Genomic DNA, 19,867 nt, shown 5'->3' on the forward strand with positions numbered 1-19,867 from the left:
ATTTATAACTCAAGAACTAATCGACCTAAGAACTAGCATCTTAGAAGGACCCTATGCAGATGCTTTGGCAATTGTGCATGAGCTGGAGGGGATGAGTCATGAGTAAACAAGCGATCCTTTGTAATATCGAAGCGTGTCTGGTCACAATGCTGACTCACTTGATTCAAAACCAAGTTGACCAGTGTTTAACTAATTCCTGGGCAGCTTTAATTTCAGATTCTCTCCAGCAAATTCAAACATTAAATCTCAAAGAGAATAAAACGTCTTACTACATCGAGCAAGATGAATGGAAGCCTTTTCTAGAAGAGGCAATTGAGGCAGCACTTCGTCCGGCAAATATAGAAGCTATGGATTATTTTTATCATCCTTGCCAACTTGCAGCGTCGGTGGATAGAACAGATTTAATAATGACGGCTCAGAGATTGCTCGATTTAACGTATGAACCTTCGGCAAAAACTTTACCAGCAATCATTGATGAGAATTTAGTTCAGCTACCAGGTGGGGAAGAGTGGAAAGAGGGTAGGCGATAAAATAACACTCTTTGAAGGGAAGCGATCGCAGTTTCGGGTTCGTGGATCTAATAACAGCGATCGCTCACAAGCATTACCTGTCTAGAGGAGGCAGTCTCCAAGGAGCGATCGCCCGATTGCAGCACCAAGGCTTGATTTACGGCTCCGAGCAGGGTTATCTTGTTCATCATGCTTCTGGTTCGACCACAAGGATTACTGGGGCGATCGCTCCTCAGAAAAGTCTAGTCCTGAAAAGTATTCGATAATACTCAGGTAAAAAGAGCTTTCTATTAGGACTGCACTCAGAGGAATAAAGATGAGAGGTTTCACTTTGCCTGTGAAGTTGTTAATTGTGGCGATCGCCCTCTCAAGCTTCATTCTAATCAGTTGTGTCCCAGCACCCCTGAAACCCTTACGGATTGGTACCAATGTTTGGCCTGGGTATGAACCTCTATTTCTGGCTCGCGAACTGGGATACTACGGTAAAACCCCGATTCAATTAGTGGAGTATCCCAACTTCGACCCAAACAGAGCTTACCGGAACGGTGAAGTAGAAATGAGCGCCACACCGATGACTGGGTTTTTGCCATTAGCGCCGACTCATCCAGATGTCCGTGCTTGGCTAATTATGGATATCTCTAATGGTGCAGACGCCATTGTAGCTAAACCAGCGATCGCGAATCTGCAAAGTTTAAAAGGGCGCAGGGTTGGCTTTGACAGGTCAATGCTGGCACCATTTGTCCTGAGCCGTGGCTTAGAACAAGTCGGTCTGTCACTCAAAGATGTCAAGATTGTCCCTGTGGAGCTATCGGAGCAGGAGGAGGCGTTCAAACAAGGTCGCGTTGATGCCATTGTCACCTTTGAGCCATACCGCTCCAATATACTCAACGCCGGAGCCAAGTTACTCTTTGACAGCAGCCAGATTCCTGGTGAAGTAGTCGATGTGCTAATTGGCAGTGAGTCGTTGTTGACGACGCATGCTACTCAATTGCAGGTGTTAATCCAGGGTTGGTTCCGCGCTCTCGATTATATTGAGAAAAATCCCGAAGATGCCGCTCGTCGAATGGCACGGCGACAAGGAATCACACCCGAACAATTCTTATCATCCCTCAAGGGGCTTCAGCTCGTCACCCTTGAGGAAAACCAGAAACTCTTGGGAAAAACCAATTCTGTGTTGCTCAAGGGAACCCAACGGTTATCCCAATTCTTGGTTGAAAATAACATACTGAAACAAGACGTAGACCTTAACCCTCTGCTCGATGACAGACTGGTTAGAGATGTCAAGCCCTAAAGCGTAGACCGATTGCAACACTCAACATACCTTTATGAAAAAACCACAGATGCCTACAGTTAATATCAGATTCATCTGTGTTTATCTGGGTTAATCTGTGGTTCATGCCTCCAGGCAAAACTATTTTTGCAAAAAGTCTACCTATGCATCGCTTCCCCTTTCCTCTGCGGTTTTCGATTCCAGGGATTCTGTTAGTGTTCGGCAGTGTGTTAGGTTTGGTTTCGTTTCAACGGGAAGTCTCTCAGTCCTTCTCCCGTACCGAAACGATTATCAGACAGCAGGCTGAATTTTCTGCAAGTCAAACAGCAACGTTACTAGAGTACTTGTACAGAACGGCTCAAGGTAAGGGTGCCCATTTAGCGATCGCTCAGATTGCTCCCGCTCCTAATCTGCGGTTAGCTTTGCTTTGTGATGAAAATGAGCGAGTACTCTTGTCAACTCGTTTTGACTTGCAAAATCGCTTAATCAGCAACACTCTAGCAGCCTCCAGCTTATCAGCGATCAAAGAAGTCCAGCAAACTCAGTCAAAGCAGGTAATTTTCTCGGACGATAGACAAACCCTCAGGGCAATTTATCCAGTGCTTTTGGGAGCTTCGCCTGGAGAAATCCTACCGTCGAGGGTAGCTGTGTTGTTGTTGGAGTATGACCTTTCGTCGCTAAAAGCTCAGGCATACAACGATGCTTTAGAGCGATCGCTAACCTACAGTGTTGCTCTTGCCGTGCTTTGTAGCATTCTCTGGTTCTTCTTTTACAAAACCTTGAACTTGCGAGTAGGCAAACTGGTTGCAGCTAGTAACAGCTTAGCGCAAGGAAATTTAGAAGTCCGTGCTAATTTAAAAGGCTCTGATGAACTGAGTCAGATTTCAATCGCTTTCGATCGAATGGCTGAAGAAGTTCAGAAGAATACAGAAACACTGCGCCAAAATGAAGAACTAAAACAAGCTTTAGACAAGCTAAAACAAACCCAAGCACAACTGATTCACGCCGAGAAAATGTCTAGCTTAGGTCAACTGGTTGCGGGAGTTGCTCATGAAATCAACAATCCGGTTAATTTCATTCACGGCAATCTTCTTTATGTCAATGACTACACCCAAGACTTACTCAGCCTGGTTCATCTCTATCAGCAACACTATCCGAATCCCGTTCGTGAAATTGTCGAACAGACTGAAGAGATGGAGTGGGAATTTCTGGCTGATGATTTACCCAAGATGCTCGCTTCTATGAAAGTTGGCAGCGAACGCATCCGTCAGATTGTCCTTAGTTTGCGGAACTTTGCCCGTCACGACGAGTCAGAACTTAAAAAAGTTGATATTCACGAAGGTATTGATAGCACTTTATTAATTTTAAAACATCGATTGAATGGGGAGAGAGATTCTCCCAGTATTGAAATTATTAAAGCTTATGGAAACTTACCCAAGATTGAGTGTTATGCTGGGCAGTTGAATCAAGCGTTTATGAATATTATCAATAATAGTATTGATGCTTTATCAGAAGCAACAGGTAATGAAAAAAAACAGATTTTTATTCGCACTTCCATTAATGAATCAGATTGGGTAGTGGTAGCGATCGCCGATAATGGATCAGGGATGAACCAAGAAATACAACAGCGGATATTTGATCCGTTTTTTACCACGAAACCAGTAGGAAAAGGCACGGGATTAGGATTATCTATTAGCTATCAGCTTGTGGTAGAAAAACATAACGGTCAATTAAAATGTATTTCTGCTCCCGGAGAAGGAGCGCAGTTTATCATTGAAATTCCCGTGCGACAAAAAAGCAGAGAAGCTGGGAAAATGGGGGAATGAGGAAATAGTAAATGTCAGATTTTATTAATAACTATGGCTTCTTAATCGTTTCGATGATTTAGGAAATAAGCAGGAAAGCGTTATCGCGAGGTAAGGAAGCCTACACCGTAATCTTCGATTCGGTGTAGGAGGATGTCACGTAGTTGAAGCACGGGCACTGTGGATTGAAAGCAACTGGCATCTTCCTACCTGAGAATTAACTGTTGGCAGATAGCGATTCCCTGCGGGATAGCTAACACTTCACGCATCTCCTCTCTTGAGCAACGATAAGAGCGATCGCTCTTTGTCTAACACTCTTTGAAGGGAAGCGATCGCATTAGTGTTAAAGTACAGAACTATTTCAACTGTTCCAATAGCTGACTAACAGATAACACGGGTACGGTTGCATTAGAAAAATCCTGTGTATCACGGGTAACAATTGCATCTAAACTTTGAGCGATCGCACAAGCAACCTGTACAGCATCTTCAAAATCTCTTAGACCAGATGTTAAAGCTACCTCTAAGACAGCACGATCGACGGGGCAAATTTCCATAACTGTCAGTGTAATAGAGATTACCTGCCTTGCCCGTTCAACGCTCTGAGTTTGTCTTCTAGCAATGTAGAAGATGTCAGTTAGTGTTGTTGCAGTACCATAACCAACAACCTGCTCAGAACCGATCGCCTGAAACAATGCTTCTGCATCTTGCAAAAACGGCTCTCGCTCCAGTAAATAATCTAAAACAAAATTAGTATCGATCAGGACTCTCACTGGAGATACTTCTCCACCCGACGTTCTTCCAAGATTGCCTGAATTTGAGCATCAGTTAGTGGTGACTGCTCTGTCTTCAGCAATCCTCGCATCTGGTTAATCAGGGTTTTTCGGTTTGGTTGTGGGTTGAGAGTGTCTTGCAGAGATTGGATAATCGCATTGACCAGTGCAAGGCGATCGCTCACAGATAAATTAAAAGCTTGCTCTTTGAGTTCTTGTAACGACATGGGAACGACTCCAGCTTTCCACAGATGCCAGTAATTATAGTGTGGGCGATTTCCTACGGGATAGCTCACGCTTCACGCCCCCCTCCTCTGCAACGATAAGAGCGATCGCACTTTGTCTAACACTCTATTGAAGGGAAGCGATCGCTTTCATTTTCGAGAAAAGAGCGATCGCTTCCCTTCACCGGCAAGAAACTAAGATTTTTTCTTAGTGCTAGTGGTTGCTGTCGTCTTTTTAGCGGTTGTCTTCCCAGTTGTGGTCTTTTTGGTAGATGTTCCACTCTTAGTAGTTGATTTGCGACTAGATTTTGTTGTGGAACCTGCCTTCGCTGCCAATGCTTCCAGCGCTTTTTCCATCGTCAACCCTTCCACAGATTCCCCTTCTGGCACAGAAGCATTCGTCTTCCCATGCTTGATGTAAGGGCCATAAGGGCCATCGTAGATATTCACGGGTTCCCCATCAGTCGGGTGAGTCCCCAGTTCTCGTAACGGTGCCTTAGACTTGCTGCGAGTCGCGCCGCGTCCCTTTTTCGGTTCAGCTAGCAGCTCAATTGCACGTTCGATGTCAATTGTCAATACATCGTCACTGGCTTTCAGGGAGCGATACTCTTTGCCCTCCTTGCCTTGGTCGTGGACGACGTAAGGGCCAAAGCGTCCCAATCCTGCCTGGACTTTGCCGTTAGTTTCGGGGTGAATGCCCAAAGTACGCGGCAGAGATAGCAAGCCAACTGCCATATCCAGCGTTACGTCCTCAATCGTGACCCCCTTGGGAAGAGAGGCGCGTTTGGGTTTTTTGTTCTCCTCCGTGGCATCGCCCAGTTGGACGTAGGGGCCGTAAGTGCCAATCAGCACGTAAATCGGTTCGCCGGTTTCCGGATGCAAGCCGACTTTATCGGGGCCTTCTGTTTTCTGCTGTAGCAGCGTCTCAATTAGCTCAGCGTGGATGTCTGAGGGGGTCAGATCCTTAGGCAACGAGGCTTTTACTGGCCCAGAGTCCTTTTCAGCTTCAATGTAGGGGCCATATTGACCAATCCGGACTTTCGCCCCACCGAGATCGTCCAATTCGATAGTACGGGCAGATGTGGCATCAATCCCCTTTTCCCTTTCCTTGACTTGGGTTGCCAGACCCATTTCTCCGAGATAGAACTTTTTCAGGTATGGCAGCCATTTGGCTTCCCCAGTGGAAATTTCATCTAGGGTTTGCTCCATCTTAGAGGTGAAGCTGGGATCGACCAAATCGGGAAAGTGTTGTTCTAGCAGACTGGTAACGGCAAAGGCGGTGAAGGTAGGAACGAGGGCGTTGCCATTCATTTGGGCATAGCCTTTCTCGATAATCGTGCCGATGATGCTGGCGTAGGTACTGGGACGCCCGATGCCTTCACTTTCCAGGGTCTTAACGAGGGAAGCTTCCGTGTATCTTGCCGGTGGCTGAGTTTCGTGACCGATGGATTCTAACTTTTTGCAGGTCGGGCGATCGCCTTTTTTGAGAGTTGGTAAAATCACTTCCATGTCTTCTAGTGCCGCATGAGGATCGTCCGATCCTTCCACGTAGGCGCGTAAGAAGCCGTGAAAGTCAATCCGTTTGCCGCTAGCCCGAAAACCGGCATCTTCGACTTGCAACTGCACGGTAATTTGAGTTTGGCGAGATTCTGCCATTTGGGTGGCGACAGTGCGCTTCCAAATCAGGTCATATAGAGCGAATTCCCGACCGCTTAAGCCGGTTTCCTGGGGAGTGCGGAAGCTGCTACCGGCGGGGCGAATGGCTTCGTGAGCTTCTTGAGCGCCCTTGCTTTTCGTCGTGTACTGGCGGGGTTCCGGGCTGAGGTATTGCTTACCGTACATTTGCTCGACACAACTGCGAGCCGCAGCGATCGCTTGTTGCGACAAATGCACTGAATCTGTCCGCATATAGGTAATATACCCCTGCTCGTACAAACTCTGGGCAGTTCGCATCGTGTCGCGGGCAGATAAATGTAGTTTCCGGTTCGCCTCCTGTTGGAGCGTCGAGGTGGTAAACGGCGGTAAAGGTTTGCGAGTAACCGGACGCTCTTCTAAGTCAGCCACCGTCCAGGTTTTATCTGCCAGTCGCGCCTCTAAACTTCTCGCTTCCGCTTCCGAGAGCAGAATCACATTCCGTCCGGCAATAATTTGTCCCGTGGCTTCATCAAAATCGCTGCCAGTGGCAATTCTCGTCCCCTTGAGAGCGACAAGTCGCGCTTCAAAGGGTGTCTTGTCTTTGTTTAAACTTGCCTTGAGATCCCAGTAGCTGCCTTGGCGGAAGGCTCGACGTTGACGCTCTCGATTTACCAACAGCCGCACTGCTACCGACTGCACCCGTCCCGCCGATAAGCCATAGGAAATTTTCTTCCACAACAGCGGCGACAGGGTATATCCCACCAGCCGGTCTAATATCCGCCGCGTCTCCTGAGCGCGAACCACCTGCTCATCAATATTGCGGCAGTTCTTCAGGGCGTCGCGGATGGCTTCTTTGGTGATTTCGTGGAATACCATTCGCTTGATGGGAACCTTTGGCTTCAAGAGCTGGAGCAAATGCCAGCTAATGCTTTCGCCTTCTCGGTCTTCGTCAGTTGCCAACACCAATTCATCCGCATCTTTCAGGGCATTTTTCAGGGCGGTGACAATCTTCTTTTTGTCGTTGGGGACGACATACAGGGGTTCAAAGTCCGCATCCACATTTACTCCCAGCTGCGCCCATTTTTCCCCTTTGTAGGCTTCGGGAATTTCTTTACTGGATTGGGGCAGGTCGCGTACATGACCCATCGACGCCTCGACCCGGTAGCTGGAAGGCAAAAATTTACTGATGGTGCGTGCTTTGGTGGGAGATTCGACGATAACGAGGGTTGACATGGGAGCTTGGAGAAATAGCAGCTGGGCTGAACAGTTAATTTAAATACTTTATGTCAGATGTCAAGAGCGATTAAGAGGATTTTATGCGGAAAACCGACGACTGAAGTCTTGATTTTGCGTACCAAGTCTGACGAGAGCCGGTTTCACGAATGGCGGTAAATCGCATCTAGGGGCGATTCGCTCTCCCAAAGATAACTCGCTTTTTTAGAGCCGCTACCCAGAGAGCTGTTTGCACCAGGCTTAATTTAAAGCTATCTCAATGTTTAACTTATGGAGGATTGCAATGGCGACCTCCTTCTATTTCGAGGTGTGCCAGAATGGATGCCAACATCAGGCTGAAACAGCTTAGCAGCATTTGGAGGAGAACCGATGCAACCCATTCGACAAGGCGATGTGATTTTGTTCCCCGCACAGCAAACCGAGGGGCAAAAGCTACCTCACCTGACTTTAGCCGAAGGCGAGGTGACGGGACACAAGCACCGCATCAGCGACGGACAAGCGGAACTATATGAGAAAGATGGCACGCTTTATCTGCACGTCTTCTCAGAGACGGCAACTTTAACCCACGAGGAGCATAAGGCGATTTCTATTCCCCAAGGCAGATGGATGGTGCGAATTCAGCGCGAATACGAGCCTCAAGGATGGCGATATGTCGCAGATTAAGATTGATAAACTTACGTCACAAGAAGCGCTGATTCCAGTTTATCGGGAGACGTGGAAAGCGCGATCGCGCTTTCCACCGAACCAATCGACCGTCAAAAAGCCGCAGAAGTGGTAAAAGCAGCCTACACCGAATAAATGAACCAGCTCCTGATTGATGATTTGCAATTTAACCAAATATTTCGCGACCCGCTCACAGGTTTATTGAATCGGCGTTATATGTTTGCATTCTTGCAGTGGCAGGGGTGTCGAGAAAGAAGTCAGCAATTATTAGGTCTAATTCTGCTAAATATCGATTGGTTTCAAAGGTACAACAATTTGGTTGGTTTCTCAATAGGCAATTTCTTCCTGCAAGAATTGGGGAGCTTCTTACAAAGAAATATTCCTAACTCAGCGATAGTCTGCCGCAAAGGAGGTGATGAATTTGCAGTAATTTTGCCAGAAACTTCCCTAGAAGATTGTAGGCGACTAGCCGAGCAACTTAGGGAAGGAGCTAAGCTACTATACGTAGATCCGAATTACTACATTCATCGTTGCACTGTCTCTGCGGGAGTAGCAGTTTGCTTTCCAGAGCCTGAATTAAACTGGCAGGAATTAATTAAAGTAGCCGAGCTTGAGACAGATAAGGCTAAATCCAACGGACGCGATCGCGTGGAAGGTCCCATCCAATTCTCTATGAGAACCGAATCGTTTTTAGAAGAGACTTATTCGGAATCCAAGCAAGTAATAATCAAGGATGCTAGTGGATTTTTACAAGACTTACGAGCTACAGAATTAGATTCTTGGGAGGAATATACTTTACTCCAACTTAATTTATTGAATTATCCGGTTAATTTGTTACAGAAAACCTGCCCCATTACAGAAAAGATTGATATTTTAGTTGTAACTTCTCAATTTGAATCAGCAAGGGAAACGGTTAAGTCTATTGCTGCTTTGAATGGCATTGATCGAGACACCCAAAGACAAGCCTATTGGCAGTTACAGCAGTTTGCAGGATGGACTTGGCGCTACTTTGATACACAAAATATAGTCAGCGAACGCCCTATAAAAATCTCTTTCGATAGCCAAAATCGCCTCCATGCCGAAGGAGAACCGGCAATCCAATTTGCTGATGGATATAATTTTTACTCCTATCACGGCGTAACATTACCAGAAGAATACGGCAAACTGCACCCAAGTCAGTGGCAACCTCAATGGCTTTTAAAAGAAGATAATGCGGAACTGCGACGAGTATTAATACAGGTAATTGGCTACAGCCGTATTTGCCAGGAATTGCAAGCAACTATATTAGATTTTTGGCAAGAATATACCTTATTAAAAATAGATAATAAGCTCGATGTAGAGCCAATATATTTATTAAAAATGACTTGCCCCAGTACCGGACACATTCATGCCTTGCGCGTTCCGCCTAATATGAAATCGGCGCGTGAAGCGATTGGCTGGGTGAATTGGGGAATCGATCCTGAAGAATTTTCTGTACAAACCTAAAACCCTCTCCAGATGCGAGAAATCGCTTCTCTACAAAATGTGGGTTTTGCTCCTTAGGGGTTCATTTCTCCAAACGCGATCGCGCTTACAGCAAACTCCGCACAGGTAACGTAAATCCAGGCACCACATCCTCACCACTCAAAACCGCTGTAGCGGGATATTGGGTAACTGAGCCATCTGGACGATACACCCAAGCTTGCTGATTTTGACGGTCAAACAACCATCCCAAACGTACTCCGTTATCGATATACTCGCGCATCTTGGCCTGGAGCGTTTCTAAACTATCAGATTTAGAACGAATTTCGATAACAAAATCGGGAGCCAAATTTAAAAACCTATCTTCTTGCCGATCCCAATCTTCTGCCAAGCGTCCTTTAGCAACAAAAGCAGCATCCGGCGATTTAATCGCTGTATTCGCTAACTTGAACCCCGTACTGGGACCAAAAACATCTCCTAAATCGTGAGTTTCCACCCAATTCAGCAGATAAGCCACTGCTTTCGCCTCTCGATTCCCAGAAATTCCTCCAGTTGGCGGCATAATTACCAATGACCCGTCAGCGTTCCGCTCAAATTGTAAATCTGGATTTTTAGAACTGATGAGCATCAATTCTTCATCAGTTACAGTAGCCCAAGAAGACTGTACCATCGGTTTTTGCCCTTGCAGAATCTCGAAAAAATCAATGGCGTCATCGTTACAGAATCGAAGACACGCGATCGCCATACTGAGATTTTAGCGACAGCGCGATCGCGCGTTGCGCTGACAAGTCAGTTCGCCTCTTTCCTGCCTTTTTTCCTTGTTCTTAGCGTCTTTGGGGTTCATGACGCCAAAAGCGATCGCCCTCATCAATAATCCAAGCAACCCCGAACGCCATAAAATTAAATAATATTAAGAGTCTCAGTCTCTCTGCCTAAATACCCAAAACTATATATCTCATGAGTTTTGCTGAACTTGCAGCCCAGTTGAATGTTGGGACAATCTGGCCTGAGGGGATTTTAATTGTCACCCTTTTGGCAGTTCTCGTCGTTGACTTGATTATCGGACGGTCGTCCTCGCGCTTCACCCCCTATATCGCGATCGCGGGTCTACTCGCCTCTATCGTCGCCTTGTACTATCAATGGGGGAACACGAACACCATCGGCTTCTTGGGTAGCTTCAACGGCGATGCCATGAGCGTCGTCTTTCGCGGCATCGTTGCCTTGTCTACCGCCGTCACCATTTTGATGTCGATCCGCTACGTAGAGCAAAGCGGCACCTCCCTGGCAGAATTTATTGGGATTATGCTCAGCGCCACCATTGGGGGAATGATTCTGTGTGGTGCAGATGAGTTGGTGACGATTTTTGTCGCCTTAGAAACCCTCAGTATCTCGTCCTACCTGATGACGGGATACATGAAGCGCGACCCCCGTTCCAATGAAGCAGCGTTAAAATACCTGCTGATTGGCGCTTCGAGTACAGCAATTTTCCTCTACGGTGTCTCGCTGCTGTACGGACTATCGGGAGGAGAAACGAAGTTGAGCGCGATCGCCACTGGCATTGCCAGTGCTAACGCCGATTTATCCTTAGGGTTGCTGATTGCATTAGTCTTTGCGATCGCCGGGATTGGCTTCAAAATTGCCGCCGTTCCCTTCCACCAATGGACACCCGACGTTTACGAAGGTTCGCCAACACCTGTTGTAGCCTTCCTCTCCGTCGGTTCAAAAGCCGCTGGATTTGCCCTCGCCATCCGCCTAATGGTGACAGCTTTCCCCCTCGTCACTCAAGAGTGGCATTTTGTCTTCACCGCCCTCGCAGTCTTGAGCATGATACTGGGTAACGTCGTTGCTCTTACCCAAACCAGCATGAAACGTCTGCTGGCTTACTCTTCCATTGCCCAAGCTGGATTCGTCATGATCGGTTTGATTACCGGCACCGAAGAAGGTTATGCCAGCATGGTGTTTTATATGCTGGTTTACCTGTTCATGAACTTGGGAGGCTTCGCCTGCGTGATTCTGTTCACCCTGCGAACGGGTACGGATCAAATTAGCGAATACGCGGGGCTGTATCAGAAAGACCCACTTCTGACCTTGTGCTTGAGTATTTGTCTGCTGTCCTTGGGAGGGATTCCGCCCTTGGCTGGCTTCTTCGGAAAAATCTACCTGTTCTGGGCAGGTTGGCAGGCGGGTGTTTACGGCTTAGTCTTACTAGGGTTGCTCACGAGCGTCGTCTCGATTTACTACTACATCCGTGTCGTCAAGATGATGGTGGTAAAAGAACCCCAAGAAATGTCTGACGCCGTGAAGAATTATCCAGAAATTCGCTGGAATATATCGGGAATGCGTCCTTTGCAAGTGACTTTAGTGGTGTCGTTAGTGGTGACATCCTTGGCAGGGATTTTGTCTAACCCGTTGTTTACCCTGGCGAATAATTCAATTATCCGCACGCCAATGCTGCAAGCATCGGTGCATAACACAGTAGCGACGCAAGACCTTGCTCCCTTAGAATCTATGCTTCCTGCGGCTGACTCGGTTAGTCAAATTCAACCTCAGATTGATTTCAGCGCCAAGATTTAACATCCTGGCATCAAGGTTAGGACAAGGGATAAGCAGGACTCCTCTCGCCTAAAAAACGTAAAAAGTCCTTTCTTAGGAAAACCCGGCTTCTTGAAGAAGCCGGGTTTCGACTATTTGGGCGAAATGTAGCGTGTATTTCGGCTTTCGAGCGATCGCATCCACTGGCGCTTCCCATCCCTGGACGCTCATCAGGCGGACAGTTAGAATGAGCGCATAAATCTATCCCTAGATAGATGAGCAGATAAAACGATAGCTGACCCAAGAGGTTGTTTTATGTCGAATCTTCGCTATTCGCCCAAACTTGCTTACGTCCAGCATTCGACCGGCAAAAAGTTGAAATTAGGCGGCTATCGACCCGACACAAAGGATGCGAACGATAAGAAATACGAGGCTCATCGATTTCAAGCCGAAAAGCTGCCGCCAAGAGTCGATTTGCGTCACTACCTGACTCCGGTAGAAGATCAGGGGGACGTGGGAAGTTGCACGGGGAATGCGATGGCGGGAGCCTACGAGTACCTGGCAATGCGCCAACTCGGTACCGCCGGGGATGTAAGCCGGTTGTTTATTTATTACAATGCGCGATCGCTCGCCGGAGAAATTGAAGAAGACGCCGGGGCAACACTTCGCAATTGCATCCAGGTATTGCGAAAGATGGGCGCTTGTTCTGAGTTAACCTGGCCCTATCACCCAGAGCGGTTGTTTCACCGTCCCCACGACCAAGCTTATGAGGAAGCAACCCAATTCTTGATCGACGATGCTGAGCGAATTGACGTGGATTTGTACGCCATGAAGCATTGTCTAGCCGAGGGTTATCCGTTTGCCTTTGGGTTACAGCTTTTCGATTCGTTCATGAGAGAGGGAAATAAGGGGATTCCCATGCCTAACCCGGAGCGAGAGGAGTCTCAAGGCGGTCACGCGATGTTGTGCGTCGGCTACTCGGACAAAGATCGGGTATTTGTGGTTCGCAATTCTTGGGGCGCACACTGGGGAGACAAGGGATACTGTTACATTCCCTACGACTACATGACCAATCCCGAATATTGCGATGACTGCTGGACGATTCGCAGCGTCACCGACCTCGACTATAGCCGGGGCGTTTGGAGTGATGATGACGCCTCCTTTTTGGATGAGATTATCCCGCTGATTAGCGATGCTCTCGATATTTCAGACGACGACATCGGCAGTGACGAGGAAGAGTACGAAGAAGCCGTCGCCGAAGACGAAGAATACGTCGAGGATGAGCAGGAAGAGTACGAAGAAGTCGTCGCAGAAGATGAAGAATACGTCGAACAGGAAGACGAAGAATACCTCGAAGAGGAAGAAGATATAGAAGCCGTCGCCGAAGACGAAGACGAAGAATCTGAAGACGAGGAATACGACGAAGACGAAGAAGCTGTCGAAGAAGAGGAAGACGAAGAATACCTCGAAGAGAAAGAAGATATAGAAGCCATCGCAGAAGACGAAGAGGAAGAATACGAAGACGAGGAATACGACGAAGACGAAGAAGCTGTAGAGGAATACGATGAAGATGTCGAGGAGCTAGACGAAGAGTACGACTCAGAAACCCTCGAAGAAGAGTAAAATCCGGAGAGCGAGTAGTGCCATAGCCCTTTGGACATACGCTTTGCGATCGCGCAAAATAATCGCTCTCACAAAACAACTCAAGACAATCGATGGTATTACTGTTAGGTGATTTTCAACCATTAGCCGCGATCGCGACCACTCCTACGGGTGCCCAAAAACTACAGCCGCTTTGTCAATCCACGGGTGCTACTCTTTGGGTTCCAGAGTCTCTCACTGATGTTGTAGAGGCAAGGGCGATCGCGTCAGCCAAAGTTTATCGCGGTTCCCTCAAAGACCACCTAGCGACCTTGTGGAATACACATCGGGGCTTTGTTTTCTGCTTGGCATCTGGAGCCGTGGTGCGTTTGATTGCACCCTTATTGCAAGATAAATCCAGCGATCCAGCAGTGGTCGTGGTAGATGAAAATAGTCAGTTTGTTATTAGTCTATGTAGCGGTCATCAGGGAGGGGCGGATCGGTTGGCACAAGCGATCGCCCTTACGATTGGGGCAACACCAGTCTTGACGGGTGCCTCCGCTGGTTTAGGACTACCCGCAGTGGATATGCTGGGCGTTCCTTTTGGCTGGAATCGAGGCGAGGGAGACTGGACGGGCGTTAGTGCAGCAGTGGCGAGAGGGGAACGAGTACAAGTCATTCAGGAAGCGGGTTCTACTTTATGGCAAAGTCATCTTTCTGAGAAACATCCATTTGATTTTAGGGTTCCAGAATATCTCGCTAGCCAATCAGAGATGGTTCAATCTAACCAGGAACCCGATCGTTCAAAATCATCCCAGGCGAGGATTTGGATTAGCCCCACCCAGCAACGATTTTCCTCAGAATCAAGGCTGCCAACAGTCCAGTGGCATCCTAGAGTCTTGTGGGTGGGAATCGGCTGCGAACGAGGAACCTCGAAAGCATTGATAGAAACAGCGATTGGGCAGGTGTTTGAGAAAAATCACTTAGCCCAAGAAGCGATCGCAGGGATTGCCACCATCGACATTAAAGCCGATGAAGTTGGGTTAGTGGAATTAGGCCGCGATCGCCACTTGCCTTTGCGAACTTTCCCGGCTGATATCCTGCGTTCCGTTAGCGTTCCTACTCCCTCAGCGGTTGTGGAAGCAGAAGTCGGAACGCCCAGTGTTGCAGAAGCCGCAGCAATTCATGCGGCTTCTGTAGGGGCGGAAGGCATTGCACTGCTGAAAGTGGCAAAACAAGTTTTTAAGTTAGAAGGTCAACCAGGGGCGGTAACGGTAGCGATCGCTCAATCCGAACGAGAATATACAGGTCGCACGGGCTGTTTACTCCTAGTAGGTACGGGACCTGGAAAATTAGACCAAATGACTCCAGCGGCTCAAACCGCCGTATCCTGCGCTGACGCCATTATTGGCTACTCTCTATATATCGATCTGATTTCTCCTTTGCTGCGTCCAGGACAGATTGTAGAAGCGTTACCGATTACCCAGGAACGTCAACGGGCAGAACGAGCAATAGAATTAGCGAATTGGGGCTTAACCGTAGCGGTTGTTTCTTCTGGAGATTGCGGCATCTACGGCATGGCTGGGTTAGTCATGGAAGAACTCCAAGTCAAAGGCTGGGATGGCAAAACGCCAGGGGTGCAGGTGTTTCCGGGAATTACCGCCCTACAAGCCGCAGCCTCGCGGGTGGGTGCGCCTTTGATGCATGACTTCTGCGCGATTAGTTTGAGCGACTTGCTGACCCCCTGGGAGGTGATTGAAAAGCGCCTGACAGCCGCCGCGCAAGCAGATTTTGTTACCGCACTTTATAATCCACGATCGCAAACTCGCACCCAACAAATCGCGATCGCCCAAAGAATCTTTCTGCAATATCGCGATCGCCACACGCCGGTAGCGATCGTGAAATCAGCTTATCGAGAAGACGAAGAAATTACTCTGATTACACTTGAGAAATTACTCGATACTCCGATTGATATGCTGACAACGGTACTCATTGGCAATAGCAGCACTCGCACCCACGCTGATTGGATGATTACCCCCCGCGGCTACTTGGGTTTTGACGCCGGTTTTGACGCCAAAATCCGTTAATTTATTCGGCTTCTCTGTTGAACAAAAAGTTTAGCCCACTAGCCACTAGACTCAGAACAATTGAACCTATCAAAGCCTGCCCGAAACCAGCGATACTAAAACCGGGAGTAATCGCCCCAGCAATCAAAATTGTGATGGCGTTAATCACAAACAGAAACAACCCTAGGGTCACGAGCGTCAGCGGCAATGTCAAAATTACCAAAAGGGGTTTGACAATTGCATTCACTAAGCCCAAAACAATCGCAGCAACCAGCGCAGCCAGAAAATTTGTGACTGTAAAGCCGGGGACAATGTATGCAGTAATCATTAGCGCGATCGCTGTAAGTAGCCAAGTCACTAAAAAGTATGGCATAAGCTTTCCTTAAACCTCGCTTACTCACAATTTTAAGGGTCTGGTTCACATCCTGAAGGATTTCAGAATACACTAACTTGAAAGATAGCCAACTCTATAGCGTGTTTTGAAGCGCTTTTCTATGACCTTTCGGCAACTCGCTGCGTTCCTACTAACAATCGTTCTTTTCATCTGGGCATTCCCAGCCCAAGCAGGATACTACCCGCCTCCCTTGTCCTATAGCAATGCCGAACTGAAAGCCAAGGATTTCTCCGGTCAAATTTTGCAAGTGGCTGAGTTTTCCAACGCCAACATGGAACTCGCTAACTTTGAGGGTGCGGACTTAAAAGGGGCGATTTTTAGTGCATCGGTGATGACGAATGCTAATTTACACGGGGCAGATTTAACCAATGCAATGGTCGATCAGGTAAAACTCAACGGCGCGGATTTAAGCGATGCCGTTTTGGTGGAAAGTATCCTATTGCGTACTATATTTGACGGTGTAAATATCGCTGGTGCGGACTTCACCGATGCAATTTTAGATGGGGCGCAAATAAAAGAACTCTGTATTAAAGCATCTGGTGTAAATTCTAAAACTGGTATCGCAACTCGTGAGTCTTTGGGGTGTCGATGAAGCGTGTAGGAGTAATTGGGGGCGGACAGCTAGCCTGGATGATGGCAGGCGCAGCGGAGGCGTTGGGGATTGAATTGGTGGTGCAGACGCCCAGCGATCGCGATCCAGCGGTTGCGATCGCATCTTCCACCATTTTTGCCCCCATTGATGATGCTGCCGCTACAGCCGAGTTAGCGTCTCGCTGCGATGTCATTACTTTTGAAAACGAATTTATTAACCTGAACGCTTTAGATTTCCTTGTCCAGCAAGGCGTCTGCTTTCGTCCTAGGCTGGAAGTATTAGCCCCGCTGTTAGATAAATACGATCAGCGCTGCTATTTAGAAAATATCGGCTTGCCAACTCCCAGTTTTATGACGCTTGAGGGAGAAGTTGGGAATCATGAAGTAAATCTTCCCAAATCCTTCACTCACCCCTTGAACCTTAAAGACATGGATTTTCCAGTCGTTCTAAAAGCCCGACGCGGCGGCTACGATGGTCAAGGCACCTTCATTATTAAAGATAGCCACGCCCTAGAGTCAACTTGGCAGCGACTGAAATATGCGCCAGTGTTGTTAGAAGAATTTGTGCCTTTTGAGCGAGAATTAGCGATTATTGCCGCTCGTTCAGCCGCAGGTGAGGTGGTGACTTACCCAGTCGTAGAAACTCAGCAGGTAGATCAAGTGTGTCGGCGCGTCTTGGTGCCAGCGGCAATTACGCCAACGGTGGAACAAGAGGTGAAAGCGATCGCACATACGCTTCTCGATAGCCTGCAAGCGGTTGGCGTCTTTGGCATTGAGCTATTTTTAACCGCATCTGGGAAAGTGTTGGTGAATGAAATTGCTCCCCGTACTCATAACTCCGGACACTTTACCCTTGATGCCTGCGAAACTTCTCAATTTGAGCAGCAACTTAGAGCCGTCAGCGGTCTCCCTTTAGGCAGTCCCGCTCTCAAAAGTGCGGGTGCTGTCATGGTAAATTTACTCGGTTACGAGCATTCTCAGAGCAATTATCTTGCCAAACGGCAACAGCTAGCTGAGTTATCTCACACTCACGTCCACTGGTACGGCAAAACCGAATCTCGTCCCGGTCGAAAACTCGGTCACGTCACCGTTTTGCTAGAAACAGCCGACCGTTCTGAGGCAGAAGCGATCGCTCAAATCATTGAATCTATCTGGTATTCAGAGGAATGAGGGAAGAGGACTGAGGACTGAAGACTGAGGACTGAGGACTGAGGACTGAGGACTGAGGGCTGAAGAGTTAGGAGTTAGCACTGAGGACTGAGGACTGAGGGCTGAGGAGTTAGGAGTTAGAGGTTGGGAGGTAGGGGTTAGGAGTGAGCACAGGAGGGAACTAAATGAGATTCTTCCACTCCCCGACAGCCTAGCTCCTTTGCTATAATAATTTTTAGGTTAGGCTGCGGCGTTGGTGACTGCCAATAACGTTTTTTGATCTTGCCTTGTTCTAACGGGAACCAAAAAGCTTTGACAGCAGTAGACCGGGCAAGTACCCGGAAACTTTAAGTCAGACATTAGGTGCCCACCTGGTTTATCCAGGTCATAAACTGAGGTAAAACGGCGTTGCGGTGAACCTCATAGAATTAAAATCCCCTTGTCCAAGAGATAAGGGGATTTTTGTATCTTACTTGGCTGAAAGTTTTAAATTTTGATTGTATTTCTTAAATAATGGATGCAAAGCTGCCAACTTTGGATCGACAAATGATAATTATTTAGCGTTAGGCGCTAGGATAATTGAATTCGTATCTAACTAGAGTTAGAAAATAAAAAGTTTGTTGCAACTCTTAAATACTACTTCAAAATTTCCAGCTGAGGTATTCAAGCTGGACAACGGCTTAACAGTGATTTATCAACACATCCCAGCGACACCAGTGGTTGTGGTAGATGTTTGGGTGCGGGCGGGGGCGATCGCTGAGACAGAAGAGTGGTCGGGAATGGCTCACTTTCTGGAACACATGATTTTCAAAGGCACCGACCGACTGCCGCCCGGTGTATTTGACCAAGTGATTGAAAATACCGGCGGCATGACGAACGCGGCGACCAGCCACGACTACGCCCATTTCTTTATTGTTACAGCCGCTCAGTATTTAGAAAATACCTTGCCTGCTCTGGCAGATATTCTCTTAAACGCGGCGATCCCAGAAGAAGAATTTATCCGGGAACGCGATGTAGTTTTGGAGGAAATCCGCCAGAGTTATGACGATCCTGATTTTATTGGATTCCAAGCGCTGACAGAAAGCATTTACCAGCGCCATCCTTACGGGCGTCCCATCTTAGGAACAGAAGCTCATCTGATGGAGCGATCGCCCGACGAGATGCGTCGCTTCCATCGCTCCCACTACCAGCCGGAAAATATGACGGTAGTCATTGTGGGGGGAGTTGAGAAAGAACCCGCACTAGAACTGGTAAATCGCTCGTTCCAGCACTTCGCTCCGCCCCTGTATTGTCCCCTGGCTGAAGCCGAAGCCGAACCTCCAATGATAGAAATTCGGCGTCAGGAAATCCACTTACCTAGGCTAGAACAAGCTCGTCTGATGATGGCATGGGTGGGGCCGGGTGTAGAGCAGTTGCGAAATGCCTACGGCTTAGACTTGATCTCGGTACTGTTGGCAGAAGGGCGGTCTTCCCGGCTGATCAGAAACTTGCGAGAACAGCAGCAATTAGTCCAGAACATTAGTAGTAGTTTCTCCCTACAACGGGATTCCAGTTTGTTTACGATTAGTGCCTGCCTCGCTCCAGAGAATCTCGATCGAGTAGAGGCAATCATTGGCGATGCGATCTCCGAGTTGCAAAACGCTCCCGTTTCAGAGGGAGAACTTTCTCGCTGTAAACGCTTGCTGTCGAATGACTATGCTTTTTCCACAGAAGCACCCAGCCAGCTAGCGGGGTTGTATGGCTATTACAACACCATTGCAGCGGCTGAAGTCGCCACGACTTATCCCGAAAAAATACAGTCTTTTCAGAACACAGAACTTCAGCAGCTGGCGCAGCAGTATCTCTCCCCGTACCGCTATGCGGTCACAATCCTCAAACCTTGTTAGCTTGGGGAGAGGAGTGATGAGTCATTCGTCATTAGTGAGTCGTAAGTTGTTCCTAGCACTCACGATCGATGACTCATCGCCGACGATCAATGACTAAG

18 protein-coding genes, 1 other RNA gene and 1 pseudogene are annotated in these 19,867 nt (G+C 47.9%); 15 read left to right on the forward strand and 5 right to left on the reverse strand.

Going from position 1 to position 19,867, the window contains the following annotated elements; all coding sequences use genetic code 11:
* Window positions 1-4: 4 nt before the first annotated feature.
* The 4 genes and pseudogenes from NC994_RS10670 (at window position 5) to NC994_RS10685 (ending at window position 3,605) form a co-directional block, all read left to right on the forward strand.
* Window positions 5-530: pseudogene (locus NC994_RS10670) on the forward strand (hypothetical protein).
* A 41-nt stretch (window positions 531-571) separates the two neighbouring features.
* Window positions 572-775, forward strand: coding sequence for a hypothetical protein (locus NC994_RS10675; RefSeq protein WP_190435359.1), 204 nt, complete (start codon window positions 572-574; stop codon window positions 773-775).
* 50 nt (window positions 776-825) lie between these two features.
* Window positions 826-1,800: an ABC transporter substrate-binding protein gene (locus tag NC994_RS10680; RefSeq protein ID WP_190435148.1), complete on the forward strand. Its 975-nt coding sequence runs from the start codon at window positions 826-828 to the stop codon at window positions 1,798-1,800.
* A gap of 143 nt (window positions 1,801-1,943) precedes the next feature.
* Complete coding sequence (locus NC994_RS10685; protein WP_242030368.1) at window positions 1,944-3,605, forward strand: ATP-binding protein; 1,662 nt, start codon at window positions 1,944-1,946, stop codon at window positions 3,603-3,605.
* 335 nt (window positions 3,606-3,940) lie between these two features.
* Here NC994_RS10685 and NC994_RS10690 read toward each other — a convergent pair whose 3' ends face one another.
* The 3 genes from NC994_RS10690 to topA all read right to left on the reverse strand — a co-directional run bounded on the left by NC994_RS10690 (window position 3,941) and on the right by topA (window position 7,446).
* Window positions 3,941-4,354, reverse strand: a complete 414-nt coding sequence (locus NC994_RS10690; RefSeq protein ID WP_190435151.1) for a PIN domain-containing protein — start codon at window positions 4,352-4,354, stop codon at window positions 3,941-3,943.
* Window positions 4,351-4,581: a hypothetical protein gene (locus NC994_RS10695; protein WP_190427668.1), complete on the reverse strand. Its 231-nt coding sequence runs from the start codon at window positions 4,579-4,581 to the stop codon at window positions 4,351-4,353. Before NC994_RS10695 ends, NC994_RS10690 begins: the two co-directional genes overlap by 4 nt.
* Before the next feature lie 192 nt (window positions 4,582-4,773).
* Window positions 4,774-7,446 (reverse strand): type I DNA topoisomerase, encoded by a 2,673-nt coding sequence (gene topA / locus NC994_RS10700; RefSeq protein WP_190435154.1) that lies wholly within the window; start codon window positions 7,444-7,446, stop codon window positions 4,774-4,776.
* Between the two features lie 369 nt (window positions 7,447-7,815).
* Here topA and NC994_RS10705 point away from each other — a divergent pair, with 369 nt between their 5' ends.
* The 3 genes from NC994_RS10705 to NC994_RS10715 are packed head-to-tail and all read left to right on the forward strand — an operon-like array spanning window position 7,816 to window position 9,594.
* Complete coding sequence (locus NC994_RS10705; RefSeq protein WP_190435158.1) at window positions 7,816-8,109, forward strand: hypothetical protein; 294 nt, start codon at window positions 7,816-7,818, stop codon at window positions 8,107-8,109.
* Complete coding sequence (locus NC994_RS10710; RefSeq protein ID WP_277878246.1) at window positions 8,096-8,224, forward strand: hypothetical protein; 129 nt, start codon at window positions 8,096-8,098, stop codon at window positions 8,222-8,224. The genes NC994_RS10705 and NC994_RS10710 overlap by 14 nt, the downstream gene beginning before the upstream one ends.
* A gap of 20 nt (window positions 8,225-8,244) precedes the next feature.
* Window positions 8,245-9,594 (forward strand): GGDEF domain-containing protein, encoded by a 1,350-nt coding sequence (locus NC994_RS10715; protein WP_190435161.1) that lies wholly within the window; start codon window positions 8,245-8,247, stop codon window positions 9,592-9,594.
* Between the two features lie 85 nt (window positions 9,595-9,679).
* Here the strand turns inward: NC994_RS10715 and NC994_RS10720 are convergent, their stop codons facing one another.
* Window positions 9,680-10,240, reverse strand: a complete 561-nt coding sequence (locus NC994_RS10720; RefSeq protein ID WP_190435164.1) for a Uma2 family endonuclease — start codon at window positions 10,238-10,240, stop codon at window positions 9,680-9,682.
* A gap of 12 nt (window positions 10,241-10,252) precedes the next feature.
* On the opposite strand from NC994_RS10720, the gene NC994_RS10725 reads away from it, so the two are divergent.
* The 4 genes from NC994_RS10725 to cobJ all read left to right on the forward strand — a co-directional run bounded on the left by NC994_RS10725 (window position 10,253) and on the right by cobJ (window position 15,770).
* The gene (locus NC994_RS10725; protein WP_190435167.1) at window positions 10,253-10,444 is read left to right on the forward strand and encodes a hypothetical protein; all 192 of its coding nucleotides are present in this window, start codon (window positions 10,253-10,255) and stop codon (window positions 10,442-10,444) included.
* An 83-nt stretch (window positions 10,445-10,527) separates the two neighbouring features.
* Window positions 10,528-12,144: an NAD(P)H-quinone oxidoreductase subunit N gene (locus NC994_RS10730; protein WP_190435169.1), complete on the forward strand. Its 1,617-nt coding sequence runs from the start codon at window positions 10,528-10,530 to the stop codon at window positions 12,142-12,144.
* Between the two features lie 273 nt (window positions 12,145-12,417).
* Complete coding sequence (locus NC994_RS10735) at window positions 12,418-13,725, forward strand: C1 family peptidase (RefSeq protein WP_190435173.1); 1,308 nt, start codon at window positions 12,418-12,420, stop codon at window positions 13,723-13,725.
* A 92-nt stretch (window positions 13,726-13,817) separates the two neighbouring features.
* Window positions 13,818-15,770 (forward strand): precorrin-3B C(17)-methyltransferase, encoded by a 1,953-nt coding sequence (gene cobJ, locus NC994_RS10740; protein WP_190435175.1) that lies wholly within the window; start codon window positions 13,818-13,820, stop codon window positions 15,768-15,770.
* Between the two features lies 1 nt (window position 15,771).
* Here the strand turns inward: cobJ and NC994_RS10745 are convergent, their stop codons facing one another.
* A complete protein-coding gene (locus tag NC994_RS10745; RefSeq protein ID WP_190412944.1) occupies window positions 15,772-16,122 on the reverse strand; it encodes a phage holin family protein in 351 nt (116 codons plus the stop codon).
* A 121-nt stretch (window positions 16,123-16,243) separates the two neighbouring features.
* On the opposite strand from NC994_RS10745, the gene NC994_RS10750 reads away from it, so the two are divergent.
* From NC994_RS10750 to NC994_RS10765, 4 genes are all read left to right on the forward strand, one after another.
* On the forward strand, window positions 16,244-16,735 hold the full coding sequence (locus tag NC994_RS10750; RefSeq protein WP_190412943.1) for a pentapeptide repeat-containing protein: 492 nt from the start codon (window positions 16,244-16,246) through the stop codon (window positions 16,733-16,735).
* Window positions 16,732-17,904 carry a 5-(carboxyamino)imidazole ribonucleotide synthase gene (locus NC994_RS10755; protein ID WP_190435178.1) on the forward strand — a complete coding sequence of 391 codons (1,173 nt, stop codon included), beginning with the start codon at window positions 16,732-16,734 and terminating at the stop codon, window positions 17,902-17,904. The genes NC994_RS10750 and NC994_RS10755 overlap by 4 nt, the downstream gene beginning before the upstream one ends.
* A gap of 218 nt (window positions 17,905-18,122) precedes the next feature.
* Window positions 18,123-18,304, forward strand: a non-coding RNA gene (gene ssrS, locus NC994_RS10760) — 6S RNA.
* A gap of 196 nt (window positions 18,305-18,500) precedes the next feature.
* A complete protein-coding gene (locus tag NC994_RS10765; protein ID WP_190435181.1) occupies window positions 18,501-19,769 on the forward strand; it encodes a pitrilysin family protein in 1,269 nt (422 codons plus the stop codon).
* Window positions 19,770-19,867: the final 98 nt, after the last annotated feature.

This window comes from Trichocoleus sp. AS-A1 (assembly GCF_039962015.1).
GTDB lineage: Bacteria > Cyanobacteriota > Cyanobacteriia > Cyanobacteriales > FACHB-T130 > FACHB-T130.